The sequence below is a fragment of the Streptomyces botrytidirepellens genome, assembly GCF_003721215.1.
Classification (GTDB): Bacteria; Actinomycetota; Actinomycetes; order Streptomycetales; family Streptomycetaceae; genus Streptomyces; species Streptomyces himastatinicus.
Genome location: NZ_RIBZ01000174.1, coordinates 19079 through 35271, shown reverse-complemented (window position 1 = coordinate 35271; position 16193 = coordinate 19079). Strand labels below are relative to the sequence as shown.

At 72.9% G+C, this 16193-nt stretch carries 14 protein-coding genes, 3 tRNA genes and 1 pseudogene; 8 read left to right on the top strand and 10 right to left on the bottom strand.

Going from position 1 to position 16193, the window contains the following annotated elements:
- Positions 1 to 285 (bottom strand): SLATT domain-containing protein (locus EEJ42_RS13535; protein WP_123100194.1); only part of this gene is annotated, 285 nt, incomplete at its 3' end.
- A 267-nt stretch (positions 286 to 552) separates the two neighbouring features.
- Here EEJ42_RS13535 and purD point away from each other — a divergent pair.
- From purD to EEJ42_RS13515, 4 genes and pseudogenes are all read left to right on the top strand, one after another.
- Positions 553 to 1842 carry a phosphoribosylamine--glycine ligase gene (gene purD / locus EEJ42_RS13530; RefSeq protein WP_123100189.1) on the top strand — a complete coding sequence of 430 codons (1290 nt, stop codon included), beginning with the start codon at positions 553 to 555 and terminating at the stop codon, positions 1840 to 1842.
- A gap of 224 nt (positions 1843 to 2066) precedes the next feature.
- Positions 2067 to 3894: pseudogene (locus EEJ42_RS13525) on the top strand (hypothetical protein).
- Between the two features lie 267 nt (positions 3895 to 4161).
- Positions 4162 to 5625: a N,N-dimethylformamidase beta subunit family domain-containing protein gene (locus tag EEJ42_RS13520; RefSeq protein WP_123100188.1), complete on the top strand. Its 1464-nt coding sequence runs from the start codon at positions 4162 to 4164 to the stop codon at positions 5623 to 5625.
- A gap of 108 nt (positions 5626 to 5733) precedes the next feature.
- Positions 5734 to 6651 carry a phosphoribosylaminoimidazolesuccinocarboxamide synthase gene (locus EEJ42_RS13515; RefSeq protein WP_123100187.1) on the top strand — a complete coding sequence of 306 codons (918 nt, stop codon included), beginning with the start codon at positions 5734 to 5736 and terminating at the stop codon, positions 6649 to 6651.
- Positions 6652 to 6698: 47 nt separating this feature from the next.
- On the opposite strand, the gene EEJ42_RS13510 is transcribed toward EEJ42_RS13515, so the two are convergent.
- The 8 genes from EEJ42_RS13510 to EEJ42_RS13475 form a co-directional block, all read right to left on the bottom strand.
- Positions 6699 to 6774, bottom strand: a tRNA-Gly gene (locus EEJ42_RS13510).
- A 94-nt stretch (positions 6775 to 6868) separates the two neighbouring features.
- The gene (locus tag EEJ42_RS13505) at positions 6869 to 7489 is read right to left on the bottom strand and encodes a response regulator transcription factor (RefSeq protein WP_123100186.1); all 621 of its coding nucleotides are present in this window, start codon (positions 7487 to 7489) and stop codon (positions 6869 to 6871) included.
- On the bottom strand, positions 7486 to 8745 hold the full coding sequence (locus EEJ42_RS13500; RefSeq protein ID WP_123100185.1) for a sensor histidine kinase: 1260 nt from the start codon (positions 8743 to 8745) through the stop codon (positions 7486 to 7488). The genes EEJ42_RS13505 and EEJ42_RS13500 overlap by 4 nt, the downstream gene beginning before the upstream one ends.
- A gap of 22 nt (positions 8746 to 8767) precedes the next feature.
- On the bottom strand, positions 8768 to 9574 hold the full coding sequence (locus EEJ42_RS13495; RefSeq protein WP_123100184.1) for an ABC transporter permease: 807 nt from the start codon (positions 9572 to 9574) through the stop codon (positions 8768 to 8770).
- Positions 9571 to 10527, bottom strand: a complete 957-nt coding sequence (locus EEJ42_RS13490) for an ABC transporter ATP-binding protein (RefSeq protein WP_123100183.1) — start codon at positions 10525 to 10527, stop codon at positions 9571 to 9573. The genes EEJ42_RS13495 and EEJ42_RS13490 overlap by 4 nt, the downstream gene beginning before the upstream one ends.
- A 219-nt stretch (positions 10528 to 10746) precedes the next feature.
- Positions 10747 to 10822, bottom strand: a tRNA-Gly gene (locus EEJ42_RS13485).
- A 78-nt stretch (positions 10823 to 10900) separates the two neighbouring features.
- A tRNA-Gly gene (locus EEJ42_RS13480) sits at positions 10901 to 10972 on the bottom strand.
- A 115-nt stretch (positions 10973 to 11087) separates the two neighbouring features.
- The gene (locus EEJ42_RS13475; protein WP_123100182.1) at positions 11088 to 11405 is read right to left on the bottom strand and encodes a histone-like nucleoid-structuring protein Lsr2; all 318 of its coding nucleotides are present in this window, start codon (positions 11403 to 11405) and stop codon (positions 11088 to 11090) included.
- A gap of 314 nt (positions 11406 to 11719) precedes the next feature.
- Here EEJ42_RS13475 and purS point away from each other — a divergent pair, with 314 nt between their 5' ends.
- Genes purS through purL form a run of 3 tightly spaced genes read left to right on the top strand, consistent with a single transcriptional unit; the run spans position 11720 to position 14921 of the window.
- Complete coding sequence (gene purS, locus EEJ42_RS13470) at positions 11720 to 11998, top strand: phosphoribosylformylglycinamidine synthase subunit PurS (protein WP_039938212.1); 279 nt, start codon at positions 11720 to 11722, stop codon at positions 11996 to 11998.
- Positions 11995 to 12675: a phosphoribosylformylglycinamidine synthase subunit PurQ gene (gene purQ / locus EEJ42_RS13465; RefSeq protein WP_123100181.1), complete on the top strand. Its 681-nt coding sequence runs from the start codon at positions 11995 to 11997 to the stop codon at positions 12673 to 12675. Before purS ends, purQ begins: the two co-directional genes overlap by 4 nt.
- A complete protein-coding gene (gene purL, locus EEJ42_RS13460; protein WP_123100180.1) occupies positions 12672 to 14921 on the top strand; it encodes a phosphoribosylformylglycinamidine synthase subunit PurL in 2250 nt (749 codons plus the stop codon). The genes purQ and purL overlap by 4 nt, the downstream gene beginning before the upstream one ends.
- Positions 14922 to 14975: 54 nt before the next feature.
- Here purL and EEJ42_RS13455 read toward each other — a convergent pair whose 3' ends face one another.
- Positions 14976 to 15374: a nuclear transport factor 2 family protein gene (locus tag EEJ42_RS13455; RefSeq protein WP_123100193.1), complete on the bottom strand. Its 399-nt coding sequence runs from the start codon at positions 15372 to 15374 to the stop codon at positions 14976 to 14978.
- Between the two features lie 93 nt (positions 15375 to 15467).
- Between EEJ42_RS13455 and EEJ42_RS13450 the strand changes: the two genes are divergently transcribed.
- Positions 15468 to 16058 carry a sterol carrier family protein gene (locus EEJ42_RS13450; RefSeq protein WP_123100179.1) on the top strand — a complete coding sequence of 197 codons (591 nt, stop codon included), beginning with the start codon at positions 15468 to 15470 and terminating at the stop codon, positions 16056 to 16058.
- Positions 16059 to 16193 lie beyond the last annotated feature (135 nt).

Genomic DNA, 16193 nt, shown 5'->3' with positions numbered 1-16193 from the left:
CAGCGCCCCCGTCAGCTCCAGCAGCGGCAGCACGGCCCCGGCCACCGCCCCCACCGCGGCCCCGGCCCGCAGCGCCCGGGCGGCCCGCCGCTTCCACAGCCGGTCGGCCAGGTACCAGGCGCCCACCCGCAGCGCGCCCTCCTCGACCCACCGGTACAGCTCGTCGAGCCGCTCGGCGGGCTCCCCCCAGTCGCCGTGCGGGAACGTCCGGCCGAGCAGGTCCTCCCGCGCCCTCGCCCCCTCCTGCCGAGGGAGTTCCTCGGGCTGCATCTCCGGCTGACTCACCCGTGCACTCCCTCTGCGGCGGTGTATCTCCTGGCGCGCGGCTGATGCGCAACGACCATTCCTACCGCCGAACGGCTGGCCACGAGGCCACGATCACGGGTATTCCGCCCATAAGTGGTGGACATCGGATATAGGGCCCCATCCCCGCTCACCCGAAAGAGTGCCCACCCGCCCGGGACCACGGCGCGCCGGCCGCCCTGTCCGGCCGTGCGGGGCGCGACGGGGGCGCGGGGCCGGCCGGACGAGGGAGGCCGTAGGGTGCCTACCGTGAAGGTCCTCGTCATCGGCGGCGGCGCCCGCGAACACGCCCTGTGCCGCTCCCTCTCCCTCGATCCCGACGTCACCGCACTGCACTGCGCGCCCGGCAACGCCGGTATCGCGGAGGTCGCCGAGCTGCACGCCGTCGACGTCCTCGACGGCACCGCCGTCGCCGACCTGGCCGCCGCGCTGGGGGCCGAACTGGTCGTCGTCGGCCCGGAGGCACCGCTCGTCGCGGGCGTCGCCGACGCCGTGCGCGCCCGCGGCATCCCGGCCTTCGGGCCGTCCGCCGAGGCGGCGCAGCTGGAGGGGTCGAAGGCGTTCGCGAAGGACGTCATGGCCGCGGCGAACGTGCCCACCGCCCGCGCCTACGTCTGCACCACCCCCGCCGAGGTCGACGAGGCCCTCGACGCCTTCGGCCCGCCGTACGTGGTCAAGGACGACGGTCTCGCCGCGGGCAAGGGCGTCGTGGTGACCGGCGACCTGGCGGCGGCCCGCGAGCACGCGCTGGCCTGCGGCCGCGTGGTGATCGAGGAGTTCCTCGACGGCCCCGAGGTGTCGCTGTTCGCCGTGACCGACGGCGAGACCGTGGTGCCGCTCCAGCCCGCCCAGGACTTCAAGCGGGCGTACGACGGCGACGAGGGCCCGAACACCGGCGGCATGGGCGCCTACTCCCCGCTGCCCTGGGCCGACCCCGCCCTGGTGGACGAGATCGTGGCCACCGTCTGCCAGCCCACCGTCGACGAGCTGCGCCGCCGCGGCACGCCCTTCTCCGGGCTGCTGTACGCGGGCCTCGCGATCACCTCGCGCGGGGTGCGGGTCATCGAGTTCAACGCGCGCTTCGGCGACCCGGAGACCCAGGTCGTGCTGGCCCGGCTGAAGACCCCCCTGGCGGGTCTGCTGAAGGCCGCCGCGACCGGTGCGCTGGCCGCCGAGCCGCCGCTGCGCTGGAGCGACGGCGCCGCGGTGACCGTCGTGATCGCCTCGCACAACTACCCCGACACCCCGCGCACCGGCGACCCGATCACCGGGCTGGACGAGGTGGCCGCCGAGGACGGGCCCAAGGCGTACGTGCTGCACGCGGGCACCAAGCGGGACGGCGCGTCCGGCGACGTGCTGAGCGCGGGCGGCCGGGTGCTGTCCGTCACCGCGTCCGGCTCGGACCTGGCCAAGGCCCGGGAGCGGGTGTACCGGGCGGTGTCCCGGATCGGGCTCGACGGCTCCCACCACCGCACCGACATCGCGGCGAAGGCGGCCACGGACGCCACAGGCGGTGCGGACAGCGCAGACGGCGCCTGAGGCCGCGGGGCCGCGGAGTTCCCGGTTCTCCCCAAGGCCATTCCATCGGGTGAGGGCTTCCGCATCCTGCTGACGCACGCCCGGCCTCCAACTACTGTGCCGCTCAGGCGAGGTGCGGCAACTGGCCCATCGGCATTGCGGAGCGGGCGGCCGGTGCCACAGTGGGGGGATAGACAACGCCGCCGTCGTCCGCTGTTCAACCACCGGCCGGACAGTAGGGGGTGATGAGAACCGTGGCAGGTCCGGAAGCAGGTGCACTGGCGGCACGCGCCCGTGCCCTCGCCGTACTGCGCATCCGGGGCGCCGCGCTCGCGGTCGCCCTCCTTCCGGCCGCGGTGGCGGTCGTGCTGCTGGCGGGCAGCGCCACCGGGCGCATCGGCGGCGGTTCGCACGACGAGGGCTGGACCGCGCTGCGCTGGGCGGTGATCGGCGGTGCCCTGCTGGTCCTGCTGCTGGCGGCGGGGGTGGCCGCCGTGGTCGTCCGGGCGAAACCGGCGCTGACCCCCACGGTGCCCATCGCCGAGGAGACGGCCCCCGACCTGTACCGGCTGGTCCGCGACCTGGCGGAGCGGCTGGAGGTGCCCGCGCCGTCCGCCATAGCGCTCACCCCGGACTGCGACAGCTGGCTGGAGGACCGCGCCCATCCGGTGCGCGGCGGCGGTGGCGGCAAGGACCGGCATCCGCCCGAGGAGTCCCGCGCGGAGCACACCGTGGGGCCGCCGGGCGCGGACCGGAAGGAGCGCCGCGCCCCCAGGCCCCCGGTCCTGGTGATCGGATCGCCGTTCCTGTGGTGGATGCGGGTCGCCGAGCTGCGCGCGCTGCTCGCACCCGTGGTGGCGGGCACCGGCCCCTCCGTCCATCCGGACATAGCCGCCGCCCGCCGCTTCGTGCGCGGGCTGGACGCCGCCGTGGCGGTCGCGGCGTCCCGCGACGACGACCCCGTGAGCGGCGGCGTCACCGGCACCCCGTTCGGCCGGGCCGTCCGCCGCCCCGCCCTCGCCTTCGTCGGCTGGATCGCCCGGCTGCTGCTGCGCGGCTGCCGCGACCACGCCGCCCAGATGGAGCGCGCGGTCGCCGCGGCCGCCTCCGAGCGCGCCCAGGCCGTCGACTACGGGCTGCGGATCGTCGCCCAGGAGCAGGTGGGCCTCGCGTACGCGGGCTGGGACCGGCTGCTGACCCGGGTCGCGCTGCCCGCCTGGCGGATGGGCCGCTGGCCGTCCCGGCTGGACGCGGGCGTGGTGTCGGCGCTGACCGAGCTGTCCCGCCGGGACCGGCTCGCCGAGGGGTTCGCCTCCCGGCTCAGCGAGCGGCCCGCCTGCGATCTGCTGGAGGAGCCCGGCCTGATCGACGAGGCCACGTCGCTGCTGGCGGCGCGGCTCTTCCACGGCGGCCCGCCGGAGCCGGGCCCGGACTGGTCCCCGGTCGACTGGGGGCAGTATCCGGAGGAGGTCGTGGACCGCAAGTGGCGCCAGGAGGCGGCCCGCCTCCACCGGGTCCTCGAGGAGCGCACGGAACCCTCCGGCCCGCCGCGGACCCCCGCGAGCACCCCCACGCCGCCGACCCTGGCCCGGGTCATGGACCGGCTCGCCGCCACCGCCCCCGGAAGCGCCGACGCCGAAGGCGCCGCCACCGGAGGCGACGGGCTCGGCGAGGACCTGGCGGCCCGGCTCACCGTGGAGCTGGCCCGCGAGGAGGCCGCCGCCCACCGGGCCACCGCACAGGGCCCGTCAGGCGCGTACGGCGGAGGGCGCGGGCGGCGACCCCTGGATCGACGGGTTCGCGCCGCTGCTTCCGCTCCAGCCGCCCCGTACGGGCCGTGAGCTGCTCGCCGACCATGTGACGGCGATGGTCTGCTGCGCCGCCGTGGACACCGCGGGCGCGGCTCCCGGCCTCGACTGGCTCGACGGCCCGGCGCTCCTGGTGGCCGGCCGCCGCCGCGCCGATCTGTCCCATCCGGTGCTGACCCTGGTGGAGGACGGGGACGCGGCCCCGCTGCGCAGCTGGCTCGCCGAGGTCGGCGTCCGTCCCGAGAAGCCGGTGCGGCTCGTCTGAAGCCATCCGAACACATCCGAACCAATACGGATTCGTCGCTTCCGGTAGGTCTCGTCCGGAAAATTCACGACGATCGGTGACGGAGTGGGTGCGTAATGTGATGTGCTGGGACCGGTCGCTGCCACCCGGCCCAGCGGACCGGGCCACCAGCCCGGTTCACCGACCGGACCCGCGGACCCGGACCCACAAGGTCCGGACCGGCGGGACGGGAACGCACGGCAGCGAGGCGACGGGACGCCGCCGGGGCACGCAGGGAGGGGAACGAGGATGGGGACGGACCAGATCCGGCGCTGGGAGTCCGGGGCGCTGGCCCACGCGGTGACGGATCCTTTCGGCCAGGGCCCGCTGCCGTGGCTGCGCACCAGCGAGAACTACTTCGACGACACGGGCCATGTGGTCCCCTGGTACGTGGACCATGCCCACGCCCCCGGGGCCACGGTCAGGATCCCCGGCCCGCGCACCGCCGACGACGTGCGCCGCCAGATCAAGGGCTTCGCCTCGACCTCCGCCGCCGCCCCCGGCGAGGCCATCGACTTCCGCATCACGGTCGACCCGCCGCAGCAGTTCGGCGTGGACATCTACCGCATCGGCCACTACGGCGGCGACGGCGCGTCGAAGATCACCACCAGTCCGCGGCTGTCCGGCATCGTGCAGCCGCCGCCGCTCACCGCCGACCGCACCGTCTCCTGCCACCACTGGTGGCTGTCCTGGCGGCTCCAGATCCCCTCGTACTGGAAGCTCGGGGCGTACGTGGCCGTGCTCACCACCGTGGACGGCTACCGCAGCCACATCCCGTTCACGGTCCGCGACACCCGCCCCGCCGACCTGCTCCTGGTCCTCCCCGACTTCACCTGGCAGGCGTACAACCTCTACCCGGAGGACGGCCGCACCGGCGCCAGCCTCTACCACGCCTGGGACGAGCGGGGGAGGCTGCTCGGGGAGTCCGAGGCGGCCGTCACGGTCTCCTTCGACCGGCCGTACGCGGGCGCGGGGCTGCCGCTGCACGTGGGCCACGCGTACGACGTCATCCGCTGGGCCGAGCGCTACGGGTACGACCTCGCCTACGCCGAGACCCGCGATCTGCACGCCGGCGGCGTCGACCCCACCCGCTACCGCGGCCTGGTCTTCCCCGGCCACGACGAGTACTGGTCGGCCGCGATGCGGCGCACCGTCGAGCGGGCCCGGGACAGCGGCACCTCGCTGGTCTTCCTCTCCGCGAACACCATGTACTGGCAGGTGGAGCTGGCCCCCTCGCCCTCCGGCCCGGACCGCCTGCTGACCTGCCGCAAGCGCCGCGGCCCCGGCCGTGCCGCGCTGTGGCGCGAGTCGGCGCCCGAGCAGCAGCTGATCGGCATCCAGTACGCGGGCCGGGTGCCCGAGCCGCGGCCGCTGATCGTGCGCAACGGCGGCCACTGGCTGTGGGAGGCCACCGGGGCGGCCGAGGGCGACGAGCTGCCCGGGCTGGTCGCGGGCGAGGCCGACCGCTACTTCCCGCGCACCCCGCTGCCCGAGCACCTGCGCCGGATCCTGCTCGCCCACTCCCCGTACGAGGACGGCGAGGGCACCACCCGGCACCAGGACACCTCCCTCTACCGCGCCCCCAGCGGGGCCCTGGTGTTCGCCTCCGGCACCTTCGCCTGGTCCCCGGCGCTGGACCGGCCGGGGCACCGGGACGAGCGGGTGCAGCGGGCCACGGCGAACCTGCTGGACCGCATCTGCAAGCGGGGATGAGCGGGCGGGCGGATCGCGCGGCCCGCGCCGCCGTACGGGGCTGACGGCACCGCCAGGAGGGCGTGGGGCAGAATCGTGGTGGCTTGGACAGAACCACCAGGAGGAAGCGTGTCCGGATTCGTCGAAAAGCCCGAACCGGTCGAGGTTCCGGGCCTTGAGCACCTGCACACCGGCAAGGTGCGCGACCTCTACCGGACCGAACAGGGCGATCTCGTCATGGTCGCCAGCGACCGGATGTCCGCGTACGACTGGGTGCTGCCCACCGAGATCCCCGACAAGGGCCGGGTCCTCACCCAGCTCTCCCTGTGGTGGTTCGACCTGCTCGCCGACCTGGTCCCGCACCACGTGCTGTCCACCGAGCTGCCCCCCGGCGCCCCGGCCGACTGGCAGGGCCGCACCCTGGTGTGCCGCTCGCTGCGGATGATCCCGGTCGAGGCCGTGGCCCGCGGCTACCTCACCGGCTCGGGCCTCGCCGAGTACGAGCGCAGCCGCACGGTCTGCGGTCTCGCCCTGCCCGAGGGGCTGACCGACGGCTCCGAGCTGCCCGCCCCGATCTTCACCCCGGCGACCAAGGCCGAGGTCGGCGAGCACGACGAGAACGTGAGTTACGAGGAGGTCGCCCGCCGGATCGGCGCCGAGCCCGCCGCCAACCTGCGCCAGACCACCCTCGCGGTGTACGCGCGGGCCCGCGACATCGCCCGGGAGCGGGGGATCATCCTCGCCGACACCAAGTTCGAGTTCGGCTACGCGGCGGCGACCGCGGACACCGAGGGCGCCGAGCTGGTCCTCGCCGACGAGGTGCTGACCCCCGACTCGTCCCGCTTCTGGCCCGCCGACACCTGGCAGCCGGGCCGCGCCCAGCCGTCCTTCGACAAGCAGTTCGTGCGCGACTGGCTGACGTCCCCGGCCTCCGGCTGGGACCGCCACGGTGAGCAGCCCCCGCCGCCGCTCCCGGCGGAGGTCGTGGAGCAGACGCGGGCGAAGTACGTCGAGGCGTACGAGCGGCTGACCGGCATCAGCTGGTAGGCGGCACACGCCGAGGGCCCCGGTCGCATCGACCGGGGCCCTCGATCTGGAGCGGACGACGAGGCTCGAACTCGCGACCTCAACCTTGGCAAGGTTGCGCTCTACCAACTGAGCTACGTCCGCCTGCACCGCTCGGTTTCCCGTCCGGCGCGCCTCCACTATAACCAAACCTCCGGCCGTCGCCACCACCGCCGGGAACAAACCCCCACGAACCGTTCTACAGCCAGCCCCGCTCGCGGGCCCGGCGCACCGCCGCGTGGCGGTTCTCGGCGTGCAGCTTGGCCGCCGCCGCGGACAGATAGTTCCGTACCGTCCCCGGGGACAGCGCCGCCCGCCGGGCGATCTCGGCGACGGACGCCCCGTCCGCCGCCAGGTCCAGCAGCTCCGTCTCGCGCGCGGTGAGCGGGGAGTCGCCCGCGCTGATCGCGTCCGCGGCCAGGTCGGGGTCCACGTACCGGCTGCCGCCGTGCACCGCCCGGATGATCTCGGCGAGCCGCTGCGCCGATGCGGTCTTCGGTACGAACCCCCGCGCCCCCGCCTCCAGCGCCCGCTTGAGGTGGCCCGGTTTGCCGTGGCTGGTCACGATCATGCTGCGGCAGTCCGGCAGCTCGGACCGCAGCGCCGCCGCGACCCCGACCCCGTCCGTGCCCGGCATCTGGAGGTCCAGCACCGCCACATCGGGCCGGTGCGCCCGCGCCATCGCCAGCGCCTCCGGGCCGGATGCGGCCTCGGCGACCACCAGCAGGTCGTCCTCCAGGGACAGCAGCGCGGCGAGCGCGCCGCGGATCAGATGCTCGTCGTCGGCGAGCAGCACCCGGATCACCCCGGCGTCGTTCATGCGGTGCCCTCCAGCGGGAGTTCGGCCCGCAGCCGGTACGTCCCGACGCCGTCGCCGGGACCGGACTCCAGCGTTCCGCCGAGCGCCGCGAGCCTCTCCCGCAGCCCCTTGAGCCCGCTGCCCTCCGCTGTTCCGGTCCCGGCTCCGTCCCCGGTACCGGCCCCCGTACCGGTCCGGAGTTCCGTGGGCACCCCGTCGTTCTCCATCTCCAGCACCGCCATCCCCGCCCGGACCCGGACCCGGACCGCGCACCGTCCGGCGTCCGCGTGCCGCAGCACGTTCGTCGCCCCCTCCCGGACCACCCAGCCCAGCGCCGACCGCACCGCCTCGGGCAGCGGCGCCCCGCCGTCGGCCTCGGCCGGGAAGTCGACGCGGCAGTCGACCCGGGCGGCGCGCAGCACCGAGCGCGCCCCGGACAGCTCCACCTGGAGGTCCGCTTCCCGGTAGCCGCGCACCACGCCCCGGACCTCCATCTGGGTCTCGTGCGCGATCCGCTGCACCTCCACCATCTGCGTCACGGCCTCGGGCCGCTCCCGCCGGGCCAGTTGCACCGCCAGCTCGCTCTTGAGGGCGATCACCGCCAGGTTCCGTCCCATCACGTCGTGCAGATCGCGGCCGAACCGCAGCCGTTCCTCCGCGACCGCCAGCCGCGCCTGCACCTCCCGGTTGGCGTCCACTTCGTACATCACCTGGAGCATCCATCCCGAGCAGCGGATCGAGAACAGACACAGCGCACTGGTGCCGAGGACCGCGATGAACGTCCACACCGAGGCCGCGGCCCCCGGGTGGACCGCCGCCTCCGCCACGGCCAGCACCGCCCCGAGCCCCGTGTGCAGGGCGAAGAAGGTACGGACCGGCACCAGCAGCGCGTACACCATGGCGAACGGCGACACGGTGAGCACGGCGGCCCGGACGGCCGTCGCCGAGCTGTACGGCCCGCCGGTCGCCTGGAGCACGATCCCGGCGGCCAGCCCCGCCACCGCCAGCGCGGTGGCGAGCGCGGGCAGCCGACGGCCCGTCGGGCGGCCGCGCAGATAGAGGTCGAGCCCCCGCCACAACAGCGGGACGGCGACCACGTTCTGGGCGAGGGTCAGCCCGACCAGCGACCACACCAGCACGGGTGGCGCGTTCCGCAGCCCCACGGTCAGCTCGCCGACCACCGAGATGGTCACGAACCACGGCACCGCGTACAGCGTCCACCGGGTGAACAGCTCCACCCGCGTCAGCCGCGCCGCCCCACGCCATCGCCGTATCACGATCCCGTACCCCCTCGTTCGGTCAGCGCCGCGGTTCCCAGGGGAACCGCTTCCGCACGGCCCACCATGCCAGCACCGTCCAGGCCAGGGCCGTCGCGAGGGTGCCCAGGGCGTCGACCGCGCTCATGTCCCCGGTCCAGCCGGCCCGTAGGAGGTCGACCACCGGGGTCAGCGGCAACAGGCCGCACACCGAGGCGACCTGGTCCGGCATCACGTCCAGCGGCACGAACAGACCGGAGCCCACCATCGAGATCATCATCATCGGCACCGGGGTCAGCTGCGCGGACTCCGAGGTCTTGGTGAACGCGGCGGTCGCGGCGGCCAGCATCACCATCTGCACCACGCCGACCGCGAACCCGACGACGGCCAGGTACGGGGCCTCCGGCGCGGACACGTCGAGCGCGACGCCCACCCCCGCCACCAGCAGCACGCATTGCGCGAGCCCGAGCAGGACGGCGGGGAGCGCGGCCCCGGACAGGATCTCCGGATCGGTCAGCTCCCCGGCGCGCAGCCGCTTGAGGACCAGGTCCTCACGGCGGATCACATAGACGCCGACGAGGTTCATGTAGACGGCCAGCACCAGCGCCATGCCGATCGAACCGGGCAGCAGCAGGGTGCCCAGGTCCAGCCCGGTGCCCTTCAGGTCGACGCCCTTGACCGCCGTCTTCATGCTGTACGTGAGCATGCCGGGCAGCACCAGCGCGTACGTCAGCGCGGCCTTGTTGCGGGCCAGCAGGGTCAGTTCGCCGCGCGCCAGGGCCAACACCCGCCCCCGTGCGGCGGTCGTCGGTGCCGTGGTGGTCGGTGCCGTGGTGGTCGTCGTGCTCACGGTGTCTCCCCCTGTGCCGTGTCGACGGTGCTCGCGATGTGCAGGAACGCCTCCTCCAGCGAGGCCGACCGGGCGTCGAGCCCCTCGAGCCCGATCCGCCGCTCCCGCGCCCACAGCAGCACCTCGGTCGCGGTGTGCTGGAGGTCACGGGTGCGCAGCCGTACGGCCTGGCCCAGCGAGTCCCGTTCGAGGGCGCCCAGTGCGGCGGGCGGGGGCAGGTCGTCGGCGGAGACGCCGTCGGGCAGGGTGAAGGAGAGGTTCGAGGGGCGTGCGGCGACGATGTCCGCGACCCGGCCGGAGGTGGCGATCCGCCCCGCGTGCATGATCGCGAGCCGGTCGGCCAGCGCCTCGGCCTCCTCCAGGTAGTGGGTGGTCAGCAGCACCGTGGTGCCCTGGTCGCGCAGCGTCCGCACCAGCTCCCAGGTGTCCCGTCGGCCCTCCGCGTCCAGACCGGTCGTCGGCTCGTCGAGGAACAGCACTTCGGGGCGGCCGAGCAGGGCGAGCGACAGGTCCAGCCGGCGCCGCTCACCGCCGGAGAGCATCTTGACCCGTACGTCCGCCCGCCCGGCCAGCCCCACCAGGCCCAGGCTCTCCCGGACGGGCATGGCGCCGCTGGTGCACCCCGCCCACATCCGCGCCGTCTCGGCGACCGTCAGCTCGGGCGGGAGGCCGCCTTCCTGGAGCATCATCCCGATCCGCGGCCGCACCTTCCCCCGCTCCTCGTACGGGTCGTGGCCGAGGACCCGCACCGCGCCGCCGGTCGGGGCGGCGAGCCCCTCCAGCAGTTCGACGGTGGAGGTCTTGCCCGCGCCGTTCGTGCCCAGCAGGGCGAACAGCTCGCCGCGCGCCACCGAGAACGAGATGCCCCGCACCGCGTCGAACCCCCGGCTCCCGCTCGGCCCGTATCTCCGCCGCAGCCCGTCGACCGCGATCGCGCTCTCTTCGACATCCATGGCTCAAGGCTTTCGCCGCCCGGGGGAGCCTTGTAGTGCGCGCTGTCATCAGCCCCGATGACAAATGTCATCGGGGCGGCGNTCAAGGCTTTCGCCGCCCGGGGGAGCCTTGTAGTGCGCGCTGTCATCAGCCCCGATGACAAATGTCATCGGGGCGGCGGGCCGAACGCCGAAAAGGCTTGAGGCGCCGGTCGATTCGACCGGCGCCTCAAGCCTCTGTGGAGCGGACGACGAGATTCGAACTCGCGACCCTCACCTTGGCAAGGTGATGCTCTACCAACTGAGCCACGTCCGCATGCCTCCGACCGGCTTTCACCGATCGGCGCGTGCATCACTCTACCCGATCTCCCGAAGGCGAACGATGAGCGATGAGAGCGGGTGACAGGGATCGCACACTGCGCCTCCCCCTTGGAAAGGGGGCGCTCTACTACTGAGCTACACCCGCATGGTGTGTTCCTCGGGGTTTTGGCCTTCTCGCCTCGCCCCTCGGCGTGCTCCAGACTCTAGCGGACCACCCGGGGTGTTGTGCAACTCGGCTGAACGCCGCCTGAACGAGTGGTTCAGCGCGACTCGTTGAAGGCCTCGTAGACCTTCTTGGGGATGCGCCCGCGCGGCGGCACCTCCATGCCGTGCGACCGGGCCCAGGCGCGCACCGCGGCCGGGTCCGGGGCCACGGAGGTGCGGCGGTAGGTCTTGCCGGAGCGGGCCCGCTTGCGGCCCGCCTCGACATACGGGGCGAGGGCGTCGCGAAGTTTCGATGCATTGGAGGCGGTGAGGTCGATCTCGTACGACTTGCCGTCCAGACCGAACGTGACCGTCTCCTCGGCCGCCCCTCCGTCGAGGTCGTCGGAGAGCGTGACTACTACGCGCTGTGCCACGGATATCGGTCCTTTCGGGCTGCATCGTTGCGTTGACGTGCAAAGATGTCAGCTGTCCAGTTGTTAGCGAACAATGCTTTTTCATTTGTACAGCGACCGGCATTGCATTGTGAAGCCCCGGTAATTCCGTCAGCGTGTCACATCACAATCCGGACGATGCGTTTTTGCTGGATCTTTCCCTCGTGGTTGTCGCGGATGAGTCGTGGGTGCTGCGCGCGCGTGACCTCGAAGGGATATCTACCCGCGTAGATTTTTGCTCGGGGTAGGCTTGGGCCACCGCCTTACGCACCAGCACCACACCATCGGGAGTGCCAGTGGCACGCGTCGTAGTCGACGTCATGCTCAAGCCGGAGATCCTCGACCCCCAGGGCCAGGCGGTGCAGCGCGCACTGCCCCGTCTTGGTTTCGAAGGCATCGCCGACGTCCGTCAGGGCAAGCGCTTTGAACTCGAAGTGGAGGGCCCCGTCGACGACGCCGCCCTCGCCCGTATCCACGAGATCGCCGAAACCTTCCTCGCCAACACCGTGATCGAGGACTTCGATGTGAAGGTCGAGGCCGCCGAGGCCGACGCCGCCGCAAAGGCGGAGTCGTGACCGCACGCGTCGGAGTCGTCACTTTCCCGGGAACCCTCGACGACCGCGACACCCAGCGCGCGGTCCGTACCGCCGGTCTCGAAGCCGTACCGCTGTGGCACCGCGACAAGGACCTCAAGCAGGTCGACGCGGTGATCCTGCCGGGCGGCTTCTCCTACGGCGACTATCTGCGAGCCGGAGCGATCTCCCGCTTCTCCCCGGTAATGGAGACCGTCATCGCCCAGGCGAAGGCGGGTATGCCGGTGCTTGGCATCTGCAATGGGTTCCAGGTTCTCACCGAGACCCATCTGCTCCCCGGTGCGATGCTGCGCAACAACCATCTGCACTTCATCTGCCGCGACCAGAAGTTGCGAGTGGAAAACGCGGAGACGGCCTGGACCCGCTCGTACGAGCAGGGCCAGGAGATCAACATCCCGCTGAAGAACATCGACGGCCGCTATGTCGCCGACGAGCGCGTCCTCGATGAACTCGAGGCCGAGGGGCGCGTCGTCTTCCGTTATCGGGAGCTGAACCCCAACGGCTCCCTGCGCGACATCGCCGGGATCTCCAATGCGGAGGGCAATGTCGTCGGCCTCATGCCGCACCCCGAGCACGCCGTCGAGCCGCTGATCGGCACCGGTCGCACCGATGGGCTCGGCTTCTTCACCTCGATCCTCAAGAGGCTGGTCAGCGCATGACCCTGGACACCACCAAGCACGCCGCCCAGACCCCGGACACCGCGCAGCCCTGGGCCGAGCTGGGACTGAAGCAGGACGAGTACGAGCGCATCCGCGCCATCCTGGGCCGCCGGCCCACCGGCGCCGAGCTGGCCATGTACTCCGTCATGTGGTCCGAGCACTGCTCGTACAAGTCGAGCAAGGTCCACCTGCGGCAGTTCGGCGAGAAGGCCCCGGAGACCGACGCCCTGCTCGTCGGCATAGGCGAGAACGCGGGCGTGGTCGATGTCGGCCAGGGGTACGCGGTCACCTTCAAGGTCGAGTCGCACAACCACCCCTCGTACGTCGAGCCCTACCAGGGCGCGGCCACCGGCGTCGGCGGCATCGTCCGCGACATCCTCGCGATGGGCGCCCGCCCGGTCGCCGTCATGGACCCGCTGCGCTTCGGCGCCGCCGACCACCCCGACACCAAGCGGGTGCTGCCCGGTGTCGTCGCGGGCATCGGCGGCTACGGCAACTGCCTGGGCCTGCCCAACATCGGCGGCGAGGTCGTCTTCGACGCCTGCTACCAGGGGAACCCGCTGGTCAACGCCCTGTGCGTGGGCGTGATGAAGCACGAGGACATCCACCTGGCCAAGGCGTCCGGCACGGGCAACAAGGTCATCCTCTACGGCGCCCGCACCGGCGGCGACGGCATCGGCGGCGTCTCCGTGCTCGCCTCCGAGACGTTCGACGACTCGAAGCCCGCCAAGCGCCCCGCCGTCCAGGTCGGCGACCCGTTCCAGGAGAAGCTGCTCATCGAGTGCACCCTGGAGATCTTCAAGGAAGACCTGGTCGAGGGCATCCAGGACCTCGGCGGCGCCGGTCTGTCCTGCGCCACCAGCGAGCTGGCCAGCGCCGGCTCCGGCGGCATGCGCGTCGAACTCGACACCGTGCCGCTGCGCGACTCCTCGCTCTCCCCCGAGGAGATCCTGATGAGCGAGTCGCAGGAGCGCATGTGCGCGATCGTGACGCCGGAGAAGGCCGACCGCTTCCTGGAGATCTGCGAGAAGTGGGACGTCATCGCCACCGTGATCGGTGAGGTCACCGACGGCGAGCGGCTGGAGATCTTCTGGCACGGCGAGCAGATCGTGGACGTGCCGCCGCGCACCGTCGCCCACGAGGGCCCGGTGTACGAGCGCCCCTACGCCCGTCCCGACTGGCAGGACACCCTCCAGGCCGACGACGCGGGCAAGCTGCCCCGCCCGGCCACCGGGGACGAGCTGCGCGAGCAGGTGCTGCGCGTGATCTCCGCCCCGAACCAGGCGTCCAAGTCCTGGGTCACCGACCAGTACGACCGCTTCGTGCAGGGCAACACGGTCCTCGCCCAGCCCGAGGACTCCGGCATGGTGCGGGTCGACGAGGAGACCGGGCTCGGCGTCGCCGTCGCCACCGACGGCAACGGCCGCTACGCCAAGCTCGACCCGTACGCGGGCGCGCAGCTCGCCCTCGCCGAGTCGTACCGCAACGTCGCCGCGTCCGGCGCCAAGCCGCTCGCGATCTCCAACTGCCTCAACTTCGGCTCGCCGGAGGACCCCGCGGTCATGTGGCAGTTCGCGGAGGCCACCCGCGGCCTGGCCGACGGCTGCCAGACCCTGGGCACCCCGGTCACCGGCGGCAATGTCTCCCTCTACAACCAGACCGGGGAGACCGCCATCCACCCGACGCCGGTCGTCGCCGTCCTCGGCGTGATCGACGACGTCGCGCGGCGCACGCCGATGGCGTTCGCCGAGGAGGGCCAGCTGCTGTACCTGCTCGGCGACACCGCCGAGGAGCTGGGCGGCTCGGCCTGGTCGCAGGTCGTCCACGACCACCTGGGCGGGCTGCCGCCCAAGGTGGACCTGGAGCGCGAGCGGCTGCTCGCCGAGATCCTGATCTCGGCCTCCCGCGACGGCATGGTGGACGCGGCCCACGACCTGTCCGACGGCGGCCTGATCCAGGCCGTGACCGAGTCGTGCCTGCGCGGCGGCAAGGGCGCCCGGATCGTCGTCCCCGACGGCACGGACCCCTTCGTGCTGCTGTTCTCCGAGTCCGCCGGCCGGGCCGTGGTGTCCGTCCCGCGCAGCGAGGAGATCCGCTTCAACGACATGTGCGGGGCGCGCGGGCTTCCCGCGACCCGGATCGGTGTCGTGGACGGCGAGACGATCGACGTCCAGGGCCAGTTCTCGATCCCGCTGGCGGAGCTGCGGGAGTCCTACGAGGCGACCATCCCGGGCCTGCTGGCCTGAGCCCACGTCGCGTGGCCCCGCCCCGGTGGGCGGGGCCACGCGCATGCTCCGGGGTCACTTGCCCCAGAAGGCGTCGGCGGCGTCGATGTCCTCGACGCACTCGTCGATGTCGGTGATCTTCCCGCCGACGATGGTGAAGAACAGCCCGGTCTTCATGTCCATCGTGCGGTTGCCGCGCTCGGCGCGGCAGCGGTGGCCGGAGATCACATGCCCGCGCCCGTCGGGCATCACCGACTCGATGTCGACCCGCAGCGTGCCGCCGGTCTCCTCGTACTCGGTGCGCCACAGCTGCATACACGCGTCGCGGCCCTTGTGGTGTCCGGAGAGCATGTTGTCACCGGGCACGTGCTGGACGAGGTCCGCCGTCACCAGCGTGGAGAGGGTGTCCAGATCGCCTTGCTGGAACGCGGTGCACGCACGGCGCACCACGGCGGCATCGGGGTGCTCGGCCATGGTCATTCACACCTTTCATGCCAATAGATAACTCGTTGTCCCCTTTTCTCCATCCTCCGTCGGCCCTGTCGGCCTGTCGATAGGCTCGGCGCCATGCCGCCCCGTGCCCGCGCCCGTCGTTACGACCCCGCCAAGACCCGCGCCGCCGTGACCGCGCAGCTGCAGCACGTCCAGGACGCGGTGCGCGAGCTGGACGAGGAGCGGCTCGGCGCGCCCACCCGGGTCGGCGGCCGGTCGGTCCGCGAGCTGATCGCGCACCTGCCGGCCGCGGCCGACGAGGACGACGTCCTGGTCACCCGCTGCGTCGAGCTGGTCGTCCACAGCGACGATCTGGCGGCGGCCACGGGCCTGGCCGTGGCGTACGACCGCCAGGCGCTGGCCACCGCCGTCCGGTCGCTGGCCGACGGCCTCGCGGCGAAGGCGCCCGGCGGGTCGGTCGAGCTGCGCATCCCGCCGTTCGCCGTCGTGCAGTGCGTGGAGGGGCCGCGGCACACCCGCGGTACGCCGCCCAACGTCGTCGAGACGGACCCGCTGACCTGGGTCCGGCTGGCCACCGGCCGGATCGGCTGGGCCGAGGCGCTGGAGGCCGGAGAGGTGACGGCGAGCGGCGAGCGCGCCGACCTCGCCGCGCACCTCCCCGTGCTCGCCGGGAGCTGTGGCGACACGGCGTCGCGCCAGGTGTGATCCTTGCCCCAGCCACGGATGCCCCGGACCGGCCGGATGCGGCCGTACGCAGGCCGGATCCGGGGTCGGGGGCGGCCGGGAGCGGGCGTCGCGAGATGTGACATACGCCCCCCATCGGGTCCCTCGTTCGGACGC

Excerpts from the sequence above, each read along its gene's own strand:
- purL (WP_123100180.1), top strand. The coding sequence starts at position 12,672 with ATGACCCTGGACACCACCAAGCACGCCGCCCAGACCCCGGACACCGCG.
- EEJ42_RS13520 (WP_123100188.1), top strand. The coding sequence starts at position 4,162 with ATGGGGACGGACCAGATCCGGCGCTGGGAGTCCGGGGCGCTGGCCCAC.
- EEJ42_RS13505 (WP_123100186.1), bottom strand. The coding sequence starts at position 7,489 with ATGAACGACGCCGGGGTGATCCGGGTGCTGCTCGCCGACGACGAGCAT.
- EEJ42_RS13450 (WP_123100179.1), top strand. The coding sequence starts at position 15,468 with ATGCCGCCCCGTGCCCGCGCCCGTCGTTACGACCCCGCCAAGACCCGC.
- EEJ42_RS13490 (WP_123100183.1), bottom strand. The coding sequence starts at position 10,527 with ATGGATGTCGAAGAGAGCGCGATCGCGGTCGACGGGCTGCGGCGGAGA.
- EEJ42_RS13455 (WP_123100193.1), bottom strand. The coding sequence starts at position 15,374 with ATGGCCGAGCACCCCGATGCCGCCGTGGTGCGCCGTGCGTGCACCGCG.